The organism is Kocuria palustris (genome assembly GCF_016907795.1).
Lineage (GTDB): Bacteria > Actinomycetota > Actinomycetes > Actinomycetales > Micrococcaceae > Kocuria > Kocuria palustris.
On sequence record NZ_JAFBCR010000001.1, the window covers coordinates 926134 to 946251 of the forward strand.

Below are 20118 nucleotides of genomic sequence, written 5' to 3' on the forward strand. Positions count from 1 at the left end.
GGAGATCCGACTCGGAGGTCCCGTCAGGGGACGAGCCTTCTGCGGGTCGAGACGACGGATCGGAGCCAGGAGCGCTGGTCATGTGCGGAGGCCTTCGGCTGGGGGGACCATGGTCGAGGCGACCTCATCGAGGGGCGCCGTGGGCCATTGTAGGGGCAGGTCAGGCCCCGAGTCGGGCTCAGGAGCGCCCGCGGCGCAGGTGCGGGCGGCGCATCCCCTCGGGCTGGGGGCGCGCTGCTCGGCGTGCGGGCACGTACACCGTGCTGTGGCTGGCGAAGATCTCATCCGTCAGGGAGTCGAAGGCGCCGTCCTCGCCGTGGAGGGAGCCCTCCTCGCCCGGATCGTCGATGCCCTGGACGGGCTCCCGGTCCTGCACGGGATCGGAGACGGCGCGCAGCCCAGCCGCGCGCCCGCCCGACACGCTCGGGTGCTCGGGAATCGCAGCGACCGGGGCTTCCTCCGGCGCGGAGGACGATGCCTCGCCGCCGTGCTCGACGGACTCCTCGGCCGGCTCCTGGTGCCCCGAGGAGCTCACGGCCCTCAGCCGGGAACGACGCCTGCGGCCCCACCCCTTGGAGGCGGAGCCGAAGGGGTTCCCCGGGGCATCATCCCCGGCGGCGTCCTCGTCATCGGCCTGCGGACTCTGCGTCTGCGATCCGGCGTCCGCGGCAGGCGCGTGGGTCCGTGCGGCACCGGGCAGCGTGCTCAGCGGCGCCAGCGGCGCGGAATCCGCCACGAGGTCACCGCGCTGAGCCGCGGGCGCCTCCTCGTCCTGGGAGTCGGGGATGCCCTCGAGGCGGACGATCTCCCAGCCGCGCGGAGGGGTCATGCGCTGGGCGTGCGGAACGCACAGGTCATACGCGTGCGGCTCCGCATGCACCGACAGCGGTCCGATGACAGCGGTCGAGTCCGAGTACACGAACGTCAGGGTGGTCCGCGCGGGTCGACGGCAGCTCTGCCGGGAGCAGAGTCGATCCAGCGGTGCTTCTGCGGTGCTCATTCGAGGAAGGCTACCCTCCGGTCGATCCGTCGCCCGGGCATCCGGGCGCGTCAGCGCCCGGCGCGGCGCAGACGACGGCGCTCGCGCTCGGAGAGCCCGCCCCAGATGCCGAACTTCTCGTCGTGGGCCATGGCGTAGTCCAGGCACTCATCGCGCACCGGGCAGGCGGAGCACACGCGCTTGGCGTCGCGGGTCGAGCCGCCCTTCTCCGGGAAGAAGGCCTCGGGATCGGTCTGAGCGCACAGGGCATCGGTCTGCCAGGTGAGCTCGCCCTCGTCGTCGTCCACGCCGTAGACGCCGGCCACGGCCTGCCAGATGGAGCCGGGGACCTCGGAGGCATCCTGGAAATCCGCGCTCTCCGTATCCGACAGCCCGCTCAGACGCCGCGCGGGCGCCGCGGAGGCGGAATCGCCGTCGACCGGGTCCAGGAACCAGTCCTGCGGCACTGCGCGGGCGCCGCGGCGGCGGCGGGCGGGCTCGGACAGCTCTGCGCGACTTCGTGCGGGCTCTGCCATGTCGGTCCTTCCGGTGCGCGAGGATCCGTGGGGCTCGTGCGGCGTCATGCGCCATCTCATGCGGCGAAGACGCGCGAGCCGTAGGATCGCGGCGAAGACTGTGCGGGGGAAGCAGATCAGCTCCCCTCAGTGGGAGATCACCTGCTCGGAGCCTTAATTACACGTGTGTAAGTGTCCTGCGTCAAGCGAGGATCTCGTGCGCGCAGGCCCCTGAAGCCCCGTCGAGCCCCATTCTGACCTCGAATGATGCCCGCAGCGGCACACTCAGGATCTGCCTTCGCCTCCCCGCGAGACCGCCCCGCCCAAGCCCCGTCGAGAGGATCACCATGGACGATCGCACCGATGCACGCCGACCGGATGCCGAGATCACCGGTCTGCTGACCCGCCTGGCCCAGCGCCCCACTCCGGCCGTGGTCTGGTACGGCTCCGATGGAGGCCGGGTCGAGCTGTCCGGTCGCGTGAGCGAGAACTGGATCGCCAAGACCGCGAACCTCCTGGTGGATGATCTGGGCCTGATGCCCGGCGACCGCGTGGTCCTGGATCCCGCGCTGCACTGGCGCACGCTGGTGCTGGCCGCAGCGGCCTGGCGCACCGGGGCCTGCGTGGTGCTGGAGCCCACGGACGGCGACGTCCGGCTCAGCGCTCTGCTCGATCGCACCGGCGCGGCAGCCGATGCGCTCCCCTCGCCCGAAGGATCAGCGGCAGCGGCTGTGGCGGAGGTCGAGGATCGTCTGATCCTGGCCTACCCGGCGCTGGCCATGCGACTGCCGGATGACTCGGTGCTCGAGCCCGGGGACATTGACTACTGCGCCGAGATCCGCTCCCACGGCGACCGGTGGTCGGGGGCCAGCCGGCCCGCAGACGCGGATGCCGCCCTCAAGACGAGCGACGGGGCTCTGAGCTTCGCCGAGCTGCGGGACCAGGCCGAGGCCCGGGCCGCCGAGCTGGGCTCCGCCCCGGTGGTGCACGTGGCCGTCGACGGCTGGGATCGCGATGCTCTGGCGGGACTGCTGGCGATCTGGGCCGCTGAGGGCACAGCAGTGCTCAGCGATCGTCCTCGGGATGAGGCGCTGCAGCGGGATCTGGCCGCCGAGCGCGTGGGACTCACCTGGAGCTGAGATCCGAGGCCTCTGCCTCCGGGCCCTGCCGGTCATCGCCCATGACCGGCTCCGGGGCGCCCGGGGTCCCGTGGGCGGTGCTGCCGGTGCGGCGACGAGCCCGGTCCTGCCCCACGACCGGGAGGCTTCCCGTGATCGCCGCCATCTCCGAGGCGGTCGAGGGAGCGAAGCCCGGCTCGCTGTCCAGCGGCTTGGCGTAGACCCAGAAGCGATAGGCCAGGTACCGGAAGACGGTGCCCAGGACGGTGCCGATGATCGTGCCGGAGATGAACGAGGCGAGCTCACTGGTCAGGCCCAGGACGTAGACGCTCACACCCAGGCAAGACAGCTCGATGGACAGGCCGATCACATTGGCGACCAGGAACTGCCAGGCCTCCCGCTTGGTGTCCGCCTGTCGCTTGTCCTTGAAGGTCCAGTAGCGGTTGGCCAGCCAGGAGAAGATCGTGGCCACGACCGTGGCGATCGCCTTGGCCTTGAGGTGGCCGTCGTGCAGGACCGTCGACATCAGAACCCAGACCACTGCCGCATTGACCAAGAAGGCGAGCCCGCCGACGGTCCCGAACTTCATCAGCTCCGCGATGAACAGGTCCCAGAGGGCTTTGAAGCGAACGGTCATGGCGTGAGGACTCCGGATTCGAGACGGCCCCGCAGCTGCGCAGGTCGCGCGCATCGGAACGGAACGAGGGCCTGCAGAAGTGTACTACTGCGAACCGGGCGGGGAGCCGACCCGACCCGCGACTACCCTGGGAGTGTGATGAACGACGACAGCAGCCAGAGCCCCGATCCCGCAGCCGACTCCCGGCGCTTCGCCCCCACCGGACCCGTGATCGGCGTGGTCGGCGGAGGCCAGCTCGCCCGCATGATGGGCCCGGCCGCCACGGAGCTGGGCATCGAGCTGCGGGTGCTGGCGGAGTCGCAGGATGCCGGGGCCGTTCCGGCCGCGGCCTCGCATCAGGTGGGCCCAGGAGATGACCTCGAGGCCCTGCGCGCCTTCGCCCAGGGCCTGGACGCGCTGACCTTCGATCACGAGCACGTCCCGAACGCCCACCTGGAGGCCCTGCTGGCCGACGGCGTCGTCGTCGAGCCCCGCCCCCATGCCCTGATCCACGCCCAGGACAAGATCGTGATGCGCCGGGCTGTCGAGCGCCTGGGCCTGCCGAACCCGCGCTGGGCCGAGGTCTCGGACGCCGAGGACCTCGTGGCCTTCGCCGACGGCCGGTGGCCCGTGATCCTCAAGACGCCGCGGGGCGGCTACGACGGCAAGGGCGTGCTGGTGGTCCGCTCGCAGGACGAGGCCCGCACCGGCACGGCCGCCGAATGGTTCGGCCGCGCCGAGTCCCCGCTGCTGGCGGAGGAGGCCGTCGACTTCGCCCGTGAGCTCTCGGCCCAGGTGGCACGGCGCCGCAGCGGCGAGCAGCGCTGCTGGCCGGTGGTCGAGTCGATCCAGGTCGACGGCGTGTGCGACGAGGTCATCAGCCCCGCCCCGAACCTGGCCCCGGACGAGATCGCGACCGCCCAGCGCATCGCCCTGGAGCTGTCGGAGCAGCTGGATGTGACCGGTGTGATGGCTGTCGAGCTGTTCCAGACCCGCGACGGCAGACTGCTCGTCAACGAGCTGGCCATGCGCCCGCACAACTCCGGGCACTGGTCCATGGACGGCGCCGTGACGGGGCAGTTCGAGCAGCACCTGCGCGCCGTGCTGGACCTGCCCCTGGGATCGCCCGAGCCCCTTGCCTCCGTCGCCGTGATGAAGAACATCCTGGGCGGCGAGCAGCCGAACCTGTTCGCAGGCCTCACCCAGGCGATGTCCGAGCATCCGCGCGCCAAGATCCACCTCTACGGCAAGTCCGTGAAGCCTGGGCGCAAGGTCGGGCACGTCAATGCCCTGTCCAGGCGTGAGGACCCGGCGGACGGCTCCGTGACCGCCGAGGTCCGCGCCCTGGCCTCGGCGGCAGCGGCTGTGGTGCGCGACGGCCGCTGAGAGCTCCGGGGCACGGCTCTCCGAGACGGCAGCGCCTCCTCAGGGGCGCCGTCCGTCGATCTCCACGTCCCGTCCAGGGTTCGCGAGTACCGTGTGCGCTGATCCCCAACCGGCGCCCCTCGGCGCCACCCCCGCAGACCAGGGCCCCGCCTCGGGCCCGAGTTCCAGGAGTGTGCAGTGACCCAAGCGCTTCCCGATGTCGGCGTCATCATGGGATCGGACTCGGACTGGTCCGTCATGGAGGCCGCCGCCCAGGTCCTCGACGAGCTCGGCATCTCCTGCGAGGTCGATGTGGTCTCCGCGCACCGCATGCCCTCCGAGATGCTCGACTACGGCTCCTCGGCCGAGATGCGCGGGCTGCGCGTGATCATCGCCGGTGCCGGCGGAGCAGCCCACCTCCCCGGCATGATCGCCGCGACCACGCCGCTGCCGGTGATCGGCGTGCCCGTGCCGCTGAAGACGCTCGACGGCCTCGACTCGCTGCTGTCCATCGTGCAGATGCCCGCCGGTGTCCCGGTGGCGACCGTCTCGATCGGAGGCGCCCGCAACGCCGGCCTGCTGGCGGCTCGCATCCTGGCCTCCGGCACCGACGACCGCGCCCGCCAGCTGCGCCGCGACCTCAACTCCTTCGCCGCCGACCTCAACGCCTCCGCTCAGGACAAGGGACGCGCGCTGCGTCGCCGTCTCGCCGAGTGACTCCGCCGCCGCGGTCCGCTGCTCCGGGCCCGGCCGCTTCCCCGCCTCCCAGATCCAGCGAGTGACACCGTGACCGGACCTCAGCTTCCCCGCGATCCCCGTCGGCGACGCCTCGACGCCTCGGGCGCCTCCCGCCGGGATCCCGTCTCCGACGACAGACGCAGCCCCAGCAGCGCTCCCGACCAGCCCCCTGCCCCTGAGGCCGCCGACCCGCGGCGCTCGGACGGGTCCATGGACTCCGCCCGCCCCGCCGGCCGTCACTGGGCCGAGGACGCATGGGCCGCCGACGCCCCCGAGGACAGCCATCCCGCCGATCAGCGCCCGGCGGAGAACCGCCCGGCTCGCGATAGCGCGCCCCAGACCGAGGACCTCGAGCGCGATGACCCCCAGGACCGGGACATCGCCGCCGAGGTCTCCTCGGACGCGCAGCTGAGCAACCGCGACGGCACGGCCTCGTGGGCGCGCGCTCTGCGGGATCCGTCGTTCGTCTCCTCCGGTCGGCGCACGTGGCGGGCCTGGCTGCTGATCCTGGGCACCCTCGTGCTCCCGGGCTCGGCGCAGGTCGCCGCCGGCAGCCGCCGACTGGGCCGCATCGCCCTGACGATCAGCGTCGTGTGCTGGGCGGTGCTGATCGTCACGCTGCTCTCGGCGCTGCTGTGGCGCAATCCCCTGGTGTTCCTGCTGACCAACGGCATCTCCGGCCGTGTCATCGCCTTCGCCCTGGTGATCGCCGCAATCTGGTGGGGCCTGCTCTTCCTGGACACGCTGCGCCTGATCCGCCCCGGCCTGCTCGAAACCCGCCCCAGGGCCCTGGCCTGCGCCGGTCTGGCCGTGCTGCTGTTCGCGACCTCCGGCGGGCTGCTCTACTCGGCGCATCTGCTCAATGTCACTCGCGGGACCGTCGGCGAGATCTTCGCCGGCGGCATGCCGTTCCGCCCTGTCGACGGGCGCTACAACATCCTGCTCATGGGCGCCGACGCCGGCGGGGACCGGGTGGGCCTGCGCCCCGACTCCATGACGGTGCTGAGCATCGACGCCGATTCCGGCCAGACCGCCACGATCTCGCTGCCGCGCAATCTGCAGAACGTGCCCTTCCCGGAGGACTCGCCCATGCACGAGATCTACCCGGAGGGCTACAACTGCGGCGACGAGTGCCTGCTCAACGCCGTCTACACGGACGTCATGCAGAACCACCAGGACATCTACGGCGATGACGTCGAGGATCCTGGTGTGGAGGCCATGAAGGATGCGGCCACCGGCGTGCTGGGCATCGAGGTCCAGGGCTACGCCATGATCGACATGCACGGCTTCGAGCAGCTCATCGACGCCCTGGGCGGCATCACGATCGACGTCGGCGGCCAGGTCGCGATGGGCGGCGGCACGAACTCCCGCACGGGCGAGCCCAACGAGGTCCTGGGCTACATCGAGCCCGGGGTCCAGAAACTCGACGGCTATCACGCCCTCTGGTACGCCCGCTCCCGCCAGGGGGCCTCGGACTACGACCGCCAGGCCCGCCAGCGCTGCGTCCAGGCCGCCATGCTGGATCAGCTGAACCCCGCGAACGTCGTCACCCAGTTCGAGGAGCTGGCCGCCGCCGGCACTCAGGTGGTCGAGACGGACATACCGCAGTCGTCGCTGGGCTCGTTCGTGGACCTGGCGGTGAAGGCCAAGGAGCACGAGTTCGTGACCTATGCGGCCGGCCCGCCCTACTACGACGAGCTGTTCCCCACCTACCCGGACTACGACCAGCTCCACGCGGATGTGCAGGAGATGCTGGAGTCCGCACAGGGCGAGGATCCGCAGGCCTCCGGGGCGGTCGGCGGTGCGGGCCCCCTGGGCTCCGCGAGCCTCGTCACGGTGCCCGCCCAGACCACCGACGACGGCCAGGGCTCCTCCGGGGACACGCCCGAGCTCTCGCCCAACGGCACCTGCTCGGTGCCCTGATCCCACCCGCCCGCAGGCCTCACGGGCCCGGTCCGAGCCGCCCGCCGGCACGGACCGGGCCCGTGGTCTCGGCCGGTACAGTGGCGGCGTGACGAATATTCTGCAGACCCAGCCGTGGGCGGACTTCCAGCGCGCCCTGGGCCACACCGTGCTCCAAGAATCCGGACAGGGATGGTCCTGGCAGGCCACCGTCGAGGGCGGACGCACCGGGCGCTACCTCTACGCGCCCTACGGCCCGATCGCCGACTCCGTCGAGTCGTTCGAGGCCGCCATGGCCTCCCTGCGCCAGGCGGCGCAGGATCATGGCTGCTGGTTCGTGCGGGTCGAGCCGGCCTTCGCCGTCATCCAGACCGGTGCCGAGTCCAAGGACCGAGCCATGCGCCGGCGCGGCTTCCGCCCCTCCCCCAGACACCTGCAGCCGGGGCACACGCAGCTGATCGACCTCACGCAGGACGAGGACGCGATCCTCAGGGACATGAAGTCCACCAACCGCAACCTGCACCGCAACATCCCCAAGAAGGGCGTGACGTTCACCGCCCACACGGAGCCCGAGACGGTCTCCGTGCTGCTGCGGTTCCTGGAGCAGACCGCCGAGCGCAAGGGCTTCAACCGCCAGCACGACGACTACCTGCGCACTGCCGCCGAGGTCCTCATGCCGCAGGGAGCTGCGGTGCTCTACATCGCTCGCCTGGAGGGCGAGCCGATCGGGGCCTCCCTGGTCTACGACTCCGACGACACCCGCACCTACGCGCACGCCTCCATGGATGTGCAGCACCGGAAGCTCTCCGCGGGCATCCCCCTGGTCGTGCGGATGATCCTGGATGCGAAGGAGAAGGGGCTGAGCACGTTCGATCTGTTCGGAACCGCCCCCGACGACGCCGGCCCCGAGCACGAGTGGCACGGTTTCACCCGGTTCAAGAAGGCCTTCGGCGGCAGCCCCGTCGAGTACCCCGGAACCTGGGACCTGCCGGTCTCCAAGGGCGGCTACGCGACGTACACGACCGCCCGCGCCCTGCGCGAGGGCTTCGGCGCCGCCCGCACCGACGGCCGCGCCGCCCTGAGCTCGCTGCGCGAGGAGGGGCCCTCGTCCCTCAAGCGCGCACCCGCCGCGGCCGCCCAGTGCGCCTCATCGATCCGCGAGCGGCTGCGGGGGCGCTTCGGCCGCTGAGCCGGTGACGCGGCACAGGACAGAGGCCCCGAGCGCTGATGCGCTCGGGGCCTCTGGTCATGCTCTGCTCGGCCGGGGCCGTCAGCGCCCCATGGCGTCGCGGATGGCTCCGCCGGCCTCGCGGCGCAGGCGCTTGCCGATCGGCTCGCGCTTGGGCTTCTGCTGGACCTCGAGGTCTTCCGCCTTCTGCGCGACCCGCTCCGCGCGACGCTGCTCGGCCTTGAACTCGCGCTCGCGCCGGGCGGCCTGGACGTCCACGTCGACGGGACGCACCGGGGCCTCCTCGACGGCCGCGGCGGTGGCCGCCTCGGCAGGCTGCTCGTGGGCCTGCCGCGCGTCCTGCGACGGCTGGGTCGCGGGCTCGGCGGCCGCGTCCTCGGCGGAGCCTGCCTCGGCCTCCTTGCGGGCTGCGGTCATCGCGGTCGCAGGCTCGGCAGCCGCAGCACCGGTGCTCGCCGCCACGCTGATCGCTGCCGGGCTGCCGGGCTGCTTCCCGTCCGGGGTGCCCGCCCTCTCGGACTGGGCCTCGGCCTCCTGGCGCTTGCGGGCCTTGGCCTGCTTGCGCTCGGCCTTGCCCCCGGCCTTGGGGCTGCGGTTGCGGGGGCTGCGATCCGCGTCCGCGGATCCGCCGGCGGCAGCGAGTCCGGTCGCACCCGCCTCCGAGCCAGCCGCCTCTGAAGCAGGAGCGCCCGTGGTCGTCACCGCCGGGGTCTGATCGGTGACCTCGACACCCAGGTCGGAGCTGATCTGCCGGCGGACGTCGCGGCGGCGCTCCGCGGCGGCTCGGTCGGCCGCGGCATCGGCGTCCATGGCCACGGTCCGCTCCGGCTCGGGCGAGGCCGGAGCCTGCGGCTCGGCCTCAGGCTGCTCGGGCTTCTGCGACCGGGCGGAGCGGAACAGCCCGCGACGGCGCTTGCCCGGCTTGTCGGCCTTCTTCCCGCCCTTCTCCTCCGCAGCACCATGCGAGGTCTCGTCGGCAGCGACCATGGTCTCCGCGCCCAGTGGCTTGCGCCACGGGCCCAGGATCGTGCGCTGCACATCGGCGAGCTCGCGCACCACGGTGGGGACGTCGGGATCGGCGGCATCGCCGCCGTCCAGGCGCTGGACGCCCCGCTTCTGCAGCTCGACGGCGCCGGTGAGCAGCAGAGCGTCGTCGATGCCCATCTCGCGGGCGGCGCGCGTGAAGCCGACCCGGTAGAGCATGGCCTGCCCGACCGTGTGCACGAACCAGAGGTAGCCCAGGGCGGTGGGCTCCTGCCCCTCGCGCTCCTGGGTGGCCACGAGCAGCAGCGAGTCCTGGCCGAGCTCGCGCAGCAGGCGGCCGATCTGCTCCGTGCGCAGCCCTGCCGCCCGCAGATCCCCGGAGCGGGTCGTGATCTCCCGCACCGCGACGTCCGAGACCCTCAGCCCGGAGCGGCAGCGGTCCAGGGTGGCCTGGGACAGCCTCGAGGACAGGTCGGATTCGCTGTGGCCCAGGTTCACGCGCAGGCGCCGGGGTCCGGCTTCCGTTTCGGGCGTCTCGCCGGTGCGCTGCCAGCCGTGCTCGCGCACCGCTGCCACCAGCTCGGGGCTGCTGGGGGCGTCGAGCTCGACGCTGAACAGGGCGGCATCCCACTGCTCGGCGGCGTGCTCGGCCAGCGCATCCAGCAGGACGGGGATGGTGCTGGCCCGGTTGGAGTGCACGTTGAGGCACTCGGCCACCAGCAGCGCCTTGCCGTCGCGGCCCACGTTCTCGCGGCGGATCTGCAGCTGCCCGTAGCCGACCATCCGATCGTTCTCATCGCGGACCACCACCCGATCCAGCTTCAGACCGGGCTCCGCCGCGGCCTGGGACTCGCCGATCCCCCACAGCTGCAGGGGATGGCCGCCGGTCACGCGGACGGTGGCATCCCAGGTCTTCTGGTTCTGGGAGGAGGTGACGGACAGAGCCACGATGGGGGGACTCCTTAGCGGCATGGGCGATGGGCGTGCCCTGGCGGCGCAGGTGCGCCGCTGCGGGTGGGCGGTGCCTGAAGCGCTCGTGTGACACGGCACACCAGGGGCTGAGATCGAGCACAGTCTAAGGCCACGGGGCCCGGACCTAGCGGTCCGGGCCCCGTGGTGTCGAGCCTCACGGGGCCTCGAGCGGAAGGTCTCAGCGGGAGTACTTGGACCACTTCTCGGCCACGTGCTCGGCCTCGACCACTCGGACCGTGCCGGAGCGCGAGCGCATGACGATGGACTGGGTGGAGATGCGGTCGCCGCGGTAGCGCACGCCGCGCAGCAGGTCGCCGTCGGTGATGCCGGTGGCAGCGAAGAAGCAGTTGTCCGTGGTCACCAGGTCATCGGTGGTCAGGACGCGGTCCAGGTCGTGGCCGGCGTCGATCGCGCGCTGGCGCTCGTCGTCGTCGATGGGGGCCAGGCGGCCCTGGATGACGCCGCCGGTGGCCTTGATCGCGCAGGCGGTCACGATGCCCTCCGGGGTCCCGCCGGTGCCCATCATGACGTCCACGCCGGTGCCGGCGCGGCAGGCGGCGATCGCGCCTGCGACGTCGCCGTCGAGGATCATGCGCGTGCGGGCGCCGGTGGCCCGGATCTCATCGACCAGGCCCTCGTGGCGCGGGCGATCCAGGACGCAGACGGTCAGCTGGTTGACGGGCACGCCCTTGGCGCGGGCGACCAGGTGAAGGTTCTGCTTGACCGGCAGGCGCAGATCCACGAAGTCGGCGGCCTCCGGGCCCACCACGAGCTTCTCCATGTAGAACACCGCGGAGGGGTCGAACATGGCGCCGCCGTCGGCGACGGCGATCACGGACAGGGCGTTGTTCATGCCCAGGGCGGTCAGACGGGTGCCGTCGATCGGGTCCACGGCGATGTCGCTGGCGGGGCCGGTGCCCTCGCCGACCTGCTCGCCGTTGAAGAGCATGGGGGCCTCGTCCTTCTCCCCCTCGCCGATCACGACGGTGCCGTTGAAGTCGACGGTGGACAGGAACGAGCGCATGGCATCGACAGCCGCGCCGTCCGCGCTGTTCTTGTCACCGGCGCCGACCCAGTGGCCTGCGGCGATCGCCGCCGCCTCGGTCACGCGGACCAGCTCGAGCGCCAGGTTGCGGTCGGGGGCGGACTGGGTGGTGGTCTGATCTGCCACTGGGGTTCCTCACCGTCGAGTACTCGTAGGACGTCGTCGTCATCGATATACGTCTCCCAGAGTAGCCGCGAAACGGGCTGGAAGGAGGGCGGGCACGTCTTCGGTGCAGGCCCGCGACCGTCCGCGCCCCTGATGCTCACCTGCGGCGGCCCGGGCGAGGAAGGGCCGTGCCGTCGCAGGCCGCCCTGACATATTCGCGGTGCCTGCAGCCCGACGGGCAGATCAGCGTGCCGTTCGGCATAGCGTGCCGTCCGAGGGCAGGGTTGCGCGCAGGCCTCGCGGCAGGATCCGATCGCTGTGGACCACCGGACCAGGGCGAGACCGAGCCCCCGCCAGGCGACGAGGCGGACGCGACCGGTGGCGATGCCGAACCTGGCATGCCCGGGTGGGGCGCTCCCATCGAGGACGCGCCTCATGACGCACCGCCGACTGCTCCCCCTGCGCCGGACACCGCCGTCAAGGGCATCGGGGCCGGGGAGCCTGCACCGGATCGCTCGCAGCACGACCCGCGCAGACATGCCGGACTGGATGCCTGGGCGCAGATCAGCGGAGGCCGCCGGGGGCCGAGCTGGTGGGGCCAGACCGAGGACCTGCGCCGACGGCTGCCCGAGGAGCCTCGTCCCGGACGGCGGCAGCAGGTCCGGCAGCGGCGAGCCCATGCTCTGCTGGGAGAGGAGAAGCAGGGTGAGCTCTGGTTCCTGACGCTCTTCGCCCGTCTGGCCGCGCTGGACGCCATGAATGCCATGGTCATGGGCGAGATCGGCACAGGAATCCTCACGGGACTCGGAGTCGGGCAGGAGCTCGAGGTCCAGCCGCGCGGCACCTTCAAGCCCAGCGGAGGATGGGTCAAGGCGGGCACCGTGAAGCGCCGAGCCCGCAAGCCCGCCACCGCGCGCGTGGGAGACGTGGCCGTCGACTCGACGTCGCCGTCGGCCGGGAGCCCCACGAATGCAGCGGGGACGAGCACGGCGACGAAGTCCGCGGACGAGGACTCGGCCGAGGTTGCGACCCTGACCAGGAGGCCGGCCGACCGGCAGGCGCACCTGCCCGCCCCCGTCCGCGCCTCCGTGCTGCGGCGGGCGAAGCAGCCCGATCACTACTACGGCAGCGCCTGGCGCACCGGCGGTCGCGAACCCGGGAACCTGCCGCGGTACGTCTCGCAGATCCTGCGGATGAACGAGCGCGAGGCCGTCGTGATCTCCGCCTCGCGGATCGGCGAGGATCCCCAGTGGCGCAGCGCCCAGTACACCTACGACCTGCGCACCGAGGTCCCGGACCGCGGCCCGGCGCTGGGCCGCGGCGGACGTCGGGCTCCGGGGGTCGGCTCGAGCGACATCGCCGGGGGGCGGTTCGCCCGGCGCCGCGCGGGCGGGGCACAATGGGGGCGTGACGGAGAACGACGACAGCAGCAGGGCCGGCTCGGGCGCAGCCCCCGCCCCCACCGACCCCGCGCCCCGACGGGCCCCCGAGGGGCGGCCCGTGCGGACAGCAGGCCCGGAGCCCGAGGCGCAGGAGGCTCAGCCGCAGCAGGCCGGCCAGGACCGCGGCAGCGGCGCCGACCAGGAGCCGCCGGTAGTCCCCCAGCTGACGCAGAAGCAGGCCAAGCGCGTCAACGCCCCGGCACGGGCCATGGTGCTGTCCATGGTGGTGCTCATCGCGCTCGTGCTGGTCTTCTTCTTCCTGCAGCCGCGCCCCGATGCCCAGACCTACCGCCCGGACGTCGACGTGCAGCGCGAGGCCGGCTACGCGGCCGACGTCGCGGACTTCGATCCCCTCGTCCCCGACCTTGGCGAGGGCTGGAGCCCCAACTACGCCCGTTGGGAGGGCCAGCAGTCCGACGGCGTGGACTCCTGGAACGCCGGCTGGGTGACCCCGCGCGGCGGCTTCATCGGGCTGATCCAGACCGATCAGGCCAACCCCACCTGGACCCTCGAGCAGATCGACTCGCTGCCGCAGGCGGACACCGTTGAGGCCGGAGGCATCGAGTGGGAGGTGCACTTCGGCGAGGACGATGACGACGAGCAGCGCACCGCCTGGATCGGCGAGGTCGAGGGCACCACGGTGATCCTGCAGGGCACCGCACCCGACTCCGAGTTCGACCACGCCGCCCAGGCCGTTGCGGACGCCGCCGACGACAGCGCGTGAGCCGCGCCCCTTCCCTCACACCCGCCTACTTCCATCCAACCCAGGAGGATCCCATGACCGCCGCAACGCGCACGGACGCGCAGACCGCCCCCGAGCAGCCGTCACCCGCACCTGCCGTCGAGGAGACCCTCGAGGCCGCCTCCCCGTCGGCCGAGCAGCCGACGACGACGGCGACCGCGCCTGCTGCCGCCGCAGCGCAGCTGACCCCTCGCCAGGCCTGGGAGAAGCTGCAGGCCGGCAACCTCCGGTTCGTGGAGGGCACCTCGCAGCACCCGAACCAGAACGCCTCGCGGCGCGAGTCCCTGACGCAGTCGCAGAACCCGTTCGCCACGATCTTCGGCTGCTCGGACTCCCGCCTGGCCGCAGAGATCATCTTCGACCTGGGCCTGGGCGACACCTTCGTGGTCCGCACCGCCGGGCAGGTCATCGACGACGCCGTGATCGGAACTCTCGAGTACTCGGTCGAGGTGCTCAACGTCCCGCTGATCGTGATCCTCGGCCACGACAGCTGCGGAGCCGTCACGGCCACGCGCGAGTCGGTGCGCAGCGGCGAGATGCCGCGCGGCTTCCAGCGCTCGCTCGTCGAGCGCATCATGCCGGCCGTCCTCGACAGCCAGCGCGCGGGCCGGGACTCGGTCGACGAGATCGTGGAGGCCAACGTCGAGATGGTGGCCCACCGCATCCTCGATCAGTCCCGCTCGATCGCCTCCGCCGTGTCCATGGGCCGGGTCGCGATCGTGGGCATGTGCTACAGCCTGAAGCACGGCCGCGCCGAGCTCACCTTCGGCCACGGCTCGTGGCTGGACGTCCCCGAGCACGGCGGCGTCGAGCACCAGGGCTGATCTGCGGCCGGGCCGCTCCGCCCTGCGAGCGGCCCGGCGGGACTCTAGACTGGCCCCATGACTGAGAACACGTCCGAATACCGCATCGAGCACGACACCATGGGCGAGGTCCGCGTACCCGCGGACGCCCTCTACAGCGCTCAGACCCAGCGCGCCGTCCAGAACTTCCCGATCTCGGGCAAGACCCTGGAGCGCCAGCACATCCGGGCGCTGGCCCAGGTCAAGAAGGCCGCCGCCAAGGCCAACCAGGAGCTCGGCGTCCTGGACGCCCAGCGCGCCGAGGCGATCCGCAGCGCCGCGGATCGCGTGGCCGCCGGCGAGTTCGACGACCAGTTCCCGATCGACGTCTTCCAGACCGGCTCCGGCACCTCGTCCAACATGAACACCAACGAGGTCCTCTCCAAGCTGGCCTCGGACGAGCTGGCCTCCGCGGACGTCACCGTGCACCCGAACGACCACGTCAACGCCTCGCAGTCCTCGAACGACGTCTTCCCCACCTCCGTGCACGTGGCCGTGACCTCCGCGCTGAGCAACGAGCTGATCCCGGCCATGGAGACCCTGGCCGCATCGCTGGAGAAGAAGGCCGAGGAGTTCTCGGGCATCGTGAAGTCCGGACGCACCCACCTCATGGACGCCACCCCGGTGACCCTGGGCCAGGAGTTCGGCGGCTACGCTGCGCAGGTGCGCTACGGCATCGAGCGCGTCCAGTCCTCGCTGCCGCGTGTGGCCGAGGTCCCGCTCGGCGGCACCGCTGTGGGCACCGGCATCAACACCCCGGACGGCTTCTCGGCGCGCGTGATCGAGCTGCTCGGCGAGGAGACGGGCCTGCCGATCACCGAGGCGCGCAACCACTTCGAGGCGCAGGCCAACCGCGACGGCCTGGTCGAGGCCTCCGGGCAGCTGCGCAACATCGCGTACTCCTACATGAAGATCAACAACGACCTGCGCTGGATGGGCTCCGGTCCCAACACCGGTCTGGGCGAGATCGCCATCCCGGACCTGCAGCCGGGCTCGTCGATCATGCCGGGCAAGGTCAACCCCGTGATCTGCGAGGCCGCGATCCAGGTCAGCGCCCAGGTCATCGGCAATGACACCACAGTGTCGCTGTCCTCCACCAACGGCGCGTTCGAGCTCAACGTGGGCATCCCCGTGATGGCCGCCAACCTGCTCGAGTCGATCCGCCTGCTGGCCAACACCTCCACGGTCATGGCCGAGAAGATGATCGACGGCCTCACCGCCAACGAGGACCGCTGCCGCTTCCTGGCCGAGGCCTCCCCCTCGATCGTGACCCCGCTGAACAAGGCGATCGGCTACGAGTCCGCCGCCAAGATCGCCAAGTACGCGGTGGCCAACAAGGTCACGGTCCGCGAGGCGACCGTCGAGCTCGGCTACGTGGACGGCGAGAAGCTCACCGAGGACCAGCTCGATGCCGCCCTGGACGTCACCACCATGATCGGGCAGTACAAGTGAGCGATCTCCGGCGCTGATCCGCTCGGCCCCACGACGGCCGCCCTGCGCACCCGATGCGCAGGGCGGCCGTCGTCGTCCGCTCACAGCTGATGTCAGGCGCCTCACGAAGACCCGGCCGTCGATCGCATGCGCGCTTACGATGGTGTCATTCCAGACTCTGCGCGGGCCGCCCCCTGAAGCGACCGCGCCCGAAGGAGACGATATGAAGCTCGCAGACCAGATCGTGGCCCAGCTCCAGCAGGCCGGCGTCCGCCGGATCTACGGGATCGTGGGCGACAGCCTGAACCCCGTGGTCGATGCCGTGCGCCGCACCGGAGGTGCCGCCCAGGGCGGGATCGACTGGATCCACGTCCGCCATGAGGAGGGCGCGGCCATGGCCGCGGCCGCCGACGCCCAGCTCACCGGTGAGCTGGCCGTGTGCGCCGGTTCCTGCGGCCCCGGCAACCTGCACCTGATCAATGGGCTGTACGACGCCCAGCGCACCGGGGCGCCTGTGCTGGCCATCGCCTCGCACATCCCCTCGGCGCAGATCGGGCAGTCCTTCTTCCAGGAGACCCACCCGGACCGCCTGTTCAACGAGTGCTCCGTGTACTCGGAGATGATCTCCACGACCGACCAGTCCCCGCGCGTGGTGCGATCGGCGATCCAGAAGGCCACGACCCTGCACGGCGTGTCCGTCGTGACCCTGCCCGGCGATGTCGCCGATCTTGAGGCGACCGCCGAGACCCCGCAGTGGAAGCCGGTCATGGGCGCCAGCGTGGTCCCGGACACCGACTGCCTGGTCGAGCTGGCCGGGGTCCTGAACAAGGCCGACAACGTCGCCCTGTTCGTCGGCGACGGCGTCCGCGACGCCCACGACGCCGTGATCGAGCTCGCCGATGTGCTGGGCGCTCCGATCGGGCACTCGCTGCGCGGCAAGGACGCGATCCAGTTCGACAACCCGTTCGACGTCGGCATGACCGGCCTGCTCGGCTACGGCGCGGCCGCGGAGGGCATGAAGGATGCCGATGTCATGGTCATGCTCGGCACCGACTTCCCCTACGACCAGTTCCTGCCGGACACCCTGACCATCCAGGTCGACCGCGACGCCTCCGTGCTGGGGCGCCGCACCCAGGTCGACTACCCCGTCCACGGCGACACCCTGGCCACCGTGCAGGGGCTGCTTCCGCTGCTCAAGCGCAAGCGCAGCCGGTCCTTCCTCAAGAAGACCCTCAAGCGCCACGACCGGATCATGAACCATGCCGTGGGCGCCTACACCCGCAACGTCAAGAGGCTCTCCCCGATCCATCCGGAGTACGTGGCCAGCGTGCTGGACGAGGTCGCCGCGCAGGACGCGGTGTTCACCGCCGACACCGGCATGACCAATGTGTGGCAGGCCCGTTACATCCGCCCGTTGGGAACCCGCCGGATCATCGGCTCCTTCAAGCACGGCACCATGGCCAACGCCCTGCCGCATGCGATCGGCGCGCAGTTCGCCTACCCGGACCGGCAGGTCATCTCCATGTCCGGCGACGGTGGCCTGTCCATGCTGCTGGGCGAGCTCGTCACGGCGGCCACCTACCGGCTGCCGCTGACGGTCGTGCTCTTCAACAACTCGACGCTCGGCATGGTCAAGCTCGAGCAGCTCGTGGACGGGCTGCCCGACTTCGGCGTGGACGTCCCGGACACGGACTACTCCCAGGTCGCAGCCGCCATGGGCTTCCAGTCCCGGCGCGTGGTCAAGGCCAAGGAGGTCGAGCCCGCCCTGCGCGAGGCGCTGGCGCACCAGGGGCCCTCGCTCGTGGAGGTCATCACCGACCCGAATGCCCTGTCCATGCCGCCGCAGATCTCCTCGGACCAGGTCTTCGGCTTCGCGACCGCGATCAGCAGGGTCGTGATGAACGGCGGAGCCGGCGAGGCCGTCTCGATGGCGCGCTCCAACCTGCGCAACATCAACGCGCTGCGCTGATCCGACCGGCAGACCGCGAGCCGTCCCCGTCCTCTTCGGAGGCGGGGGCGGCTCTTCTGCTCTCAGCTCCGAGGCGGCTCGTGGGCGCCCGTGGGGTCCTGGGAGGGACCGGGCTCCGTGGAGAACCGCGTGGTGCCGTCGAAGTCCATGGCGCAGCGGATGCGTCGCAGCAGGTCCTCGCGCATGGGCGGCAGGTCGTCCAGGTCGAACCAGTCGATCTCCGTGGACTCGTCGTCGTTCACGCGCGCGGTGCCGCTGACGTAGCGGCACCGGAAGGTGTGGTCCAGGAACCGGCATCGGTCGCCGTTCGGGAAGACGACCTCTCCCCCGGCCTTCACACCGGCCAGGCCCTCGACTTCGCAGACCACGCCGGCTTCCTCGAGGCACTCGCGCACGGCAGCGGCCGCGGGCTCCTCGCCAGGATCCACGATGCCGGTGATCGGCGCCCAGTTCCCGTTGTCCGCACGCCGCCCCAGCAGGATCCGGCCCTCGTGCAGGACCACGGCGGTCGCTCCGGGAAGCCAGAGCAGATCATGACCGATCTTCTCGCGCAGGGACAGGATGTACTCGGGAGTGGGCACGGACTCCTCCTTCGATCAGTGCCGGGCCGCCCGACGACGGCCCGCGCAGCGGCAGCACCTCAGCGTCCCACAGCAGCCCGGGCGCCGACCGAGAGGCAGCGCCTCGGCCGCGCTGTACGCTCGGGCGGCGCTTTCAGACCACGACGAGCGCGGCGGCAGCACCCGCGATCATGGCCGGTCCGAACGGTATGCGCGTCTGCAGGTCGCCGCGATCGCGCACCACGACCACCAGAGCGGCCAGCCCGCCGAGCACGAAGGCAGCCGCGGTGGCCCACAGCAGCAGCCACAGCGAGTCGAAGCCCAGCACGGTGCCGAGCAGCCCGGCCAGACGGACGTCGCCGGCGCCCAGAGCCCCGCTCGAGCCGCGGCGCAGCAGCCAGTACAGCCCCCACAGCGCAGCCGCCCCGATCACCATGGCGAGGATCCGCGCGGGCTGCCCGGCCAGCAGCCCGGCCCCTGCCAGCCCCGCCGCGGCGGCGATCCAGGCCGGGCGCACGATGTCCCCGGGCAGACGGTGCTCGCGCAGGTCCACCACCACGAGCCAGGTGCCCACCACGGCGAGTCCGGTGAGCACGAGCAGCAGCAGAGCCGCAGCAGCCCACTGCGCGGCCCCGCCGTCCAGAACTCCACCCAGGATCGCCCCCATGGACTCGAAGCTAGCCGAGGCGGCAGCTGCGAGGGAGGCCGTGCGAGCAGCTGTGGACAGCAGTGACCACGCTGCGACGACCTAAGATGGCTGCATGACCCCGTCTGCGAGCGGTCGTCCCTGCGCCGCCCCCGCCACCGATCCGGCCGAGTTCGCCGCCCTGTGCCGGTCCTCCCCCTGGCGCTGGGGCACGGTGCGCTTCACCCTGAGCTGGCTGGGCCCCGAGACCGCCCCCGTGCGCTGCTGGATCCGCCGCCCGGAGGATCTGCGCGTGGAGGCACTGGACGGCACCGCGCTGTACACCTCCACGGATCTCGTGGGCTCGCGCGACGACTTCTACGTCTCCGCTCGCCCCGAGTCCTGGCTCGTGCCTCCTGGACTGCTCAGCCCCATCTACACCCGCTCGGGGCTGGTCGAGCGCCGTCCGGAGGCGGCCTACGGGGACCCGGTCTTCGGCGGCGGCCGGTGGCAGGCCGTCCTCGATCCGGTCGAGCTGGCAGGGCCTGCCCCGCAGCCGCTCTACCTCGCGGAGCGGGCCCCAGCGGCCCTCACCGAGATCCGCAGCGCCGTCGATGACGACGGCCGCCCCGTGCGCCGGGCCGTCGTCCGCCCGCTCGTGGGCTATCGTCCTGTGGAGCCCGGGCATCCGCTGGCTCCCGCACCCACCGCCGTGAGCATCGACGAGCAGACCGGGATCTGCACCGCGTCGGAGGTGCTCGAGGGCCCCGAGGCCGGCTCCGGTCACCGGCTGCGGATCGAGGCGGTCGACGACTACCTCAACGACGACCTGTTCACCCCCGTGTCCTTCCGGCTCACCGACGTCTCCCAGCACCTGCCGTGGAGGCTGCGGGGCTGAACAACTTCCGAGTCGCCCGCACGCCTGTCCGAGACCAGAGCTGCAGGCCCGGAAGCTCCACCGCACGATCCGCTCCCCACC

17 protein-coding genes are annotated in these 20118 nt (G+C 71.7%); 10 read left to right on the top strand and 7 right to left on the bottom strand.

All coding sequences use genetic code 11. The features are described 5' to 3' along the window. Positions 1-178 precede the first annotated feature (178 nt). Both JOE55_RS04000 and JOE55_RS04005 read right to left on the bottom strand, forming a co-directional pair. Positions 179-1000 carry a DUF3499 family protein gene (locus tag JOE55_RS04000; RefSeq protein WP_204782104.1) on the bottom strand — a complete coding sequence of 274 codons (822 nt, stop codon included), beginning with the start codon at positions 998-1000 and terminating at the stop codon, positions 179-181. Positions 1001-1050: 50 nt separating this feature from the next. Beyond that, entirely contained in the window at positions 1051-1515 is a 465-nt protein-coding gene (locus JOE55_RS04005) for a WhiB family transcriptional regulator (RefSeq protein WP_338125422.1), read from the bottom strand. A gap of 326 nt (positions 1516-1841) precedes the next feature. Here JOE55_RS04005 and JOE55_RS04010 point away from each other — a divergent pair, with 326 nt between their 5' ends. Next, positions 1842-2633, top strand: a complete 792-nt coding sequence (locus tag JOE55_RS04010) for a TIGR03089 family protein (protein WP_204782106.1) — start codon at positions 1842-1844, stop codon at positions 2631-2633. Here the strand turns inward: JOE55_RS04010 and JOE55_RS04015 are convergent. Beyond that, positions 2620-3249, bottom strand: coding sequence for a GtrA family protein (locus tag JOE55_RS04015; protein ID WP_204782107.1), 630 nt, complete (start codon positions 3247-3249; stop codon positions 2620-2622). The two genes, JOE55_RS04010 and JOE55_RS04015, sit on opposite strands and share 14 nt — an antisense overlap. A gap of 138 nt (positions 3250-3387) precedes the next feature. Here JOE55_RS04015 and JOE55_RS04020 point away from each other — a divergent pair, with 138 nt between their 5' ends. From JOE55_RS04020 to JOE55_RS04035, 4 genes are all read left to right on the top strand, one after another. Continuing rightward, the gene (locus JOE55_RS04020) at positions 3388-4614 is read left to right on the top strand and encodes a 5-(carboxyamino)imidazole ribonucleotide synthase (RefSeq protein ID WP_204782108.1); all 1227 of its coding nucleotides are present in this window, start codon (positions 3388-3390) and stop codon (positions 4612-4614) included. A gap of 210 nt (positions 4615-4824) precedes the next feature. Next, positions 4825-5310: a 5-(carboxyamino)imidazole ribonucleotide mutase gene (gene purE, locus JOE55_RS04025; protein WP_051452763.1), complete on the top strand. Its 486-nt coding sequence runs from the start codon at positions 4825-4827 to the stop codon at positions 5308-5310. Between the two features lie 69 nt (positions 5311-5379). Then, a complete protein-coding gene (locus JOE55_RS04030; protein ID WP_338125423.1) occupies positions 5380-7254 on the top strand; it encodes an LCP family glycopolymer transferase in 1875 nt (624 codons plus the stop codon). 88 nt (positions 7255-7342) lie between these two features. Then, the gene (locus tag JOE55_RS04035) at positions 7343-8422 is read left to right on the top strand and encodes a peptidoglycan bridge formation glycyltransferase FemA/FemB family protein (RefSeq protein ID WP_204782109.1); all 1080 of its coding nucleotides are present in this window, start codon (positions 7343-7345) and stop codon (positions 8420-8422) included. 81 nt (positions 8423-8503) lie between these two features. On the opposite strand, the gene JOE55_RS04040 is transcribed toward JOE55_RS04035, so the two are convergent. Further along, positions 8504-10354 carry a hypothetical protein gene (locus tag JOE55_RS04040; RefSeq protein ID WP_204782110.1) on the bottom strand — a complete coding sequence of 617 codons (1851 nt, stop codon included), beginning with the start codon at positions 10352-10354 and terminating at the stop codon, positions 8504-8506. A gap of 202 nt (positions 10355-10556) precedes the next feature. Next, entirely contained in the window at positions 10557-11549 is a 993-nt protein-coding gene (glpX, locus tag JOE55_RS04045) for a class II fructose-bisphosphatase (protein WP_006213404.1), read from the bottom strand. A 1386-nt stretch (positions 11550-12935) separates the two neighbouring features. Between glpX and JOE55_RS04050 the strand changes: the two genes are divergently transcribed. The 4 genes from JOE55_RS04050 (at position 12936) to JOE55_RS04065 (ending at position 17954) form a co-directional block, all read left to right on the top strand. After that, entirely contained in the window at positions 12936-13694 is a 759-nt protein-coding gene (locus JOE55_RS04050; protein WP_204782111.1) for a DUF4245 family protein, read from the top strand. A 53-nt stretch (positions 13695-13747) separates the two neighbouring features. Then, entirely contained in the window at positions 13748-14536 is a 789-nt protein-coding gene (locus tag JOE55_RS04055; protein ID WP_239546420.1) for a carbonic anhydrase, read from the top strand. A gap of 57 nt (positions 14537-14593) precedes the next feature. Then, on the top strand, positions 14594-16006 hold the full coding sequence (locus JOE55_RS04060) for a class II fumarate hydratase (RefSeq protein WP_204782112.1): 1413 nt from the start codon (positions 14594-14596) through the stop codon (positions 16004-16006). A 202-nt stretch (positions 16007-16208) separates the two neighbouring features. Further along, positions 16209-17954 carry a pyruvate dehydrogenase gene (locus JOE55_RS04065; protein ID WP_204782113.1) on the top strand — a complete coding sequence of 582 codons (1746 nt, stop codon included), beginning with the start codon at positions 16209-16211 and terminating at the stop codon, positions 17952-17954. A 62-nt stretch (positions 17955-18016) separates the two neighbouring features. Here the strand turns inward: JOE55_RS04065 and JOE55_RS04070 are convergent, their stop codons facing one another. Together JOE55_RS04070 and JOE55_RS04075 are read right to left on the bottom strand one after the other, a co-directional pair. Further along, on the bottom strand, positions 18017-18535 hold the full coding sequence (locus JOE55_RS04070) for an NUDIX hydrolase (RefSeq protein WP_024289988.1): 519 nt from the start codon (positions 18533-18535) through the stop codon (positions 18017-18019). Positions 18536-18668: 133 nt separating this feature from the next. Beyond that, entirely contained in the window at positions 18669-19181 is a 513-nt protein-coding gene (locus JOE55_RS04075) for a prepilin peptidase (protein WP_024289987.1), read from the bottom strand. A gap of 94 nt (positions 19182-19275) precedes the next feature. On the opposite strand from JOE55_RS04075, the gene JOE55_RS04080 reads away from it, so the two are divergent. Beyond that, a complete protein-coding gene (locus JOE55_RS04080; RefSeq protein ID WP_006213413.1) occupies positions 19276-20037 on the top strand; it encodes a hypothetical protein in 762 nt (253 codons plus the stop codon). Positions 20038-20118 lie beyond the last annotated feature (81 nt).

Coding starts and splice junctions, on each gene's coding strand:
- JOE55_RS04000 (WP_204782104.1), bottom strand. CDS start 1,000: ATGAGCACCGCAGAAGCACCGCTGGATCGACTCTGCTCCCGGCAGAGC.
- JOE55_RS04005 (WP_338125422.1), bottom strand. CDS start 1,515: ATGGCAGAGCCCGCACGAAGTCGCGCAGAGCTGTCCGAGCCCGCCCGC.
- JOE55_RS04010 (WP_204782106.1), top strand. CDS start 1,842: ATGGACGATCGCACCGATGCACGCCGACCGGATGCCGAGATCACCGGT.
- JOE55_RS04015 (WP_204782107.1), bottom strand. CDS start 3,249: ATGACCGTTCGCTTCAAAGCCCTCTGGGACCTGTTCATCGCGGAGCTG.
- JOE55_RS04020 (WP_204782108.1), top strand. CDS start 3,388: ATGAACGACGACAGCAGCCAGAGCCCCGATCCCGCAGCCGACTCCCGG.
- purE (WP_051452763.1), top strand. CDS start 4,825: ATGGGATCGGACTCGGACTGGTCCGTCATGGAGGCCGCCGCCCAGGTC.
- JOE55_RS04055 (WP_239546420.1), top strand. CDS start 13,748: ATGACCGCCGCAACGCGCACGGACGCGCAGACCGCCCCCGAGCAGCCG.
- JOE55_RS04060 (WP_204782112.1), top strand. CDS start 14,594: ATGACTGAGAACACGTCCGAATACCGCATCGAGCACGACACCATGGGC.
- JOE55_RS04065 (WP_204782113.1), top strand. CDS start 16,209: ATGAAGCTCGCAGACCAGATCGTGGCCCAGCTCCAGCAGGCCGGCGTC.
- JOE55_RS04075 (WP_024289987.1), bottom strand. CDS start 19,181: ATGGGGGCGATCCTGGGTGGAGTTCTGGACGGCGGGGCCGCGCAGTGG.
- JOE55_RS04080 (WP_006213413.1), top strand. CDS start 19,276: ATGACCCCGTCTGCGAGCGGTCGTCCCTGCGCCGCCCCCGCCACCGAT.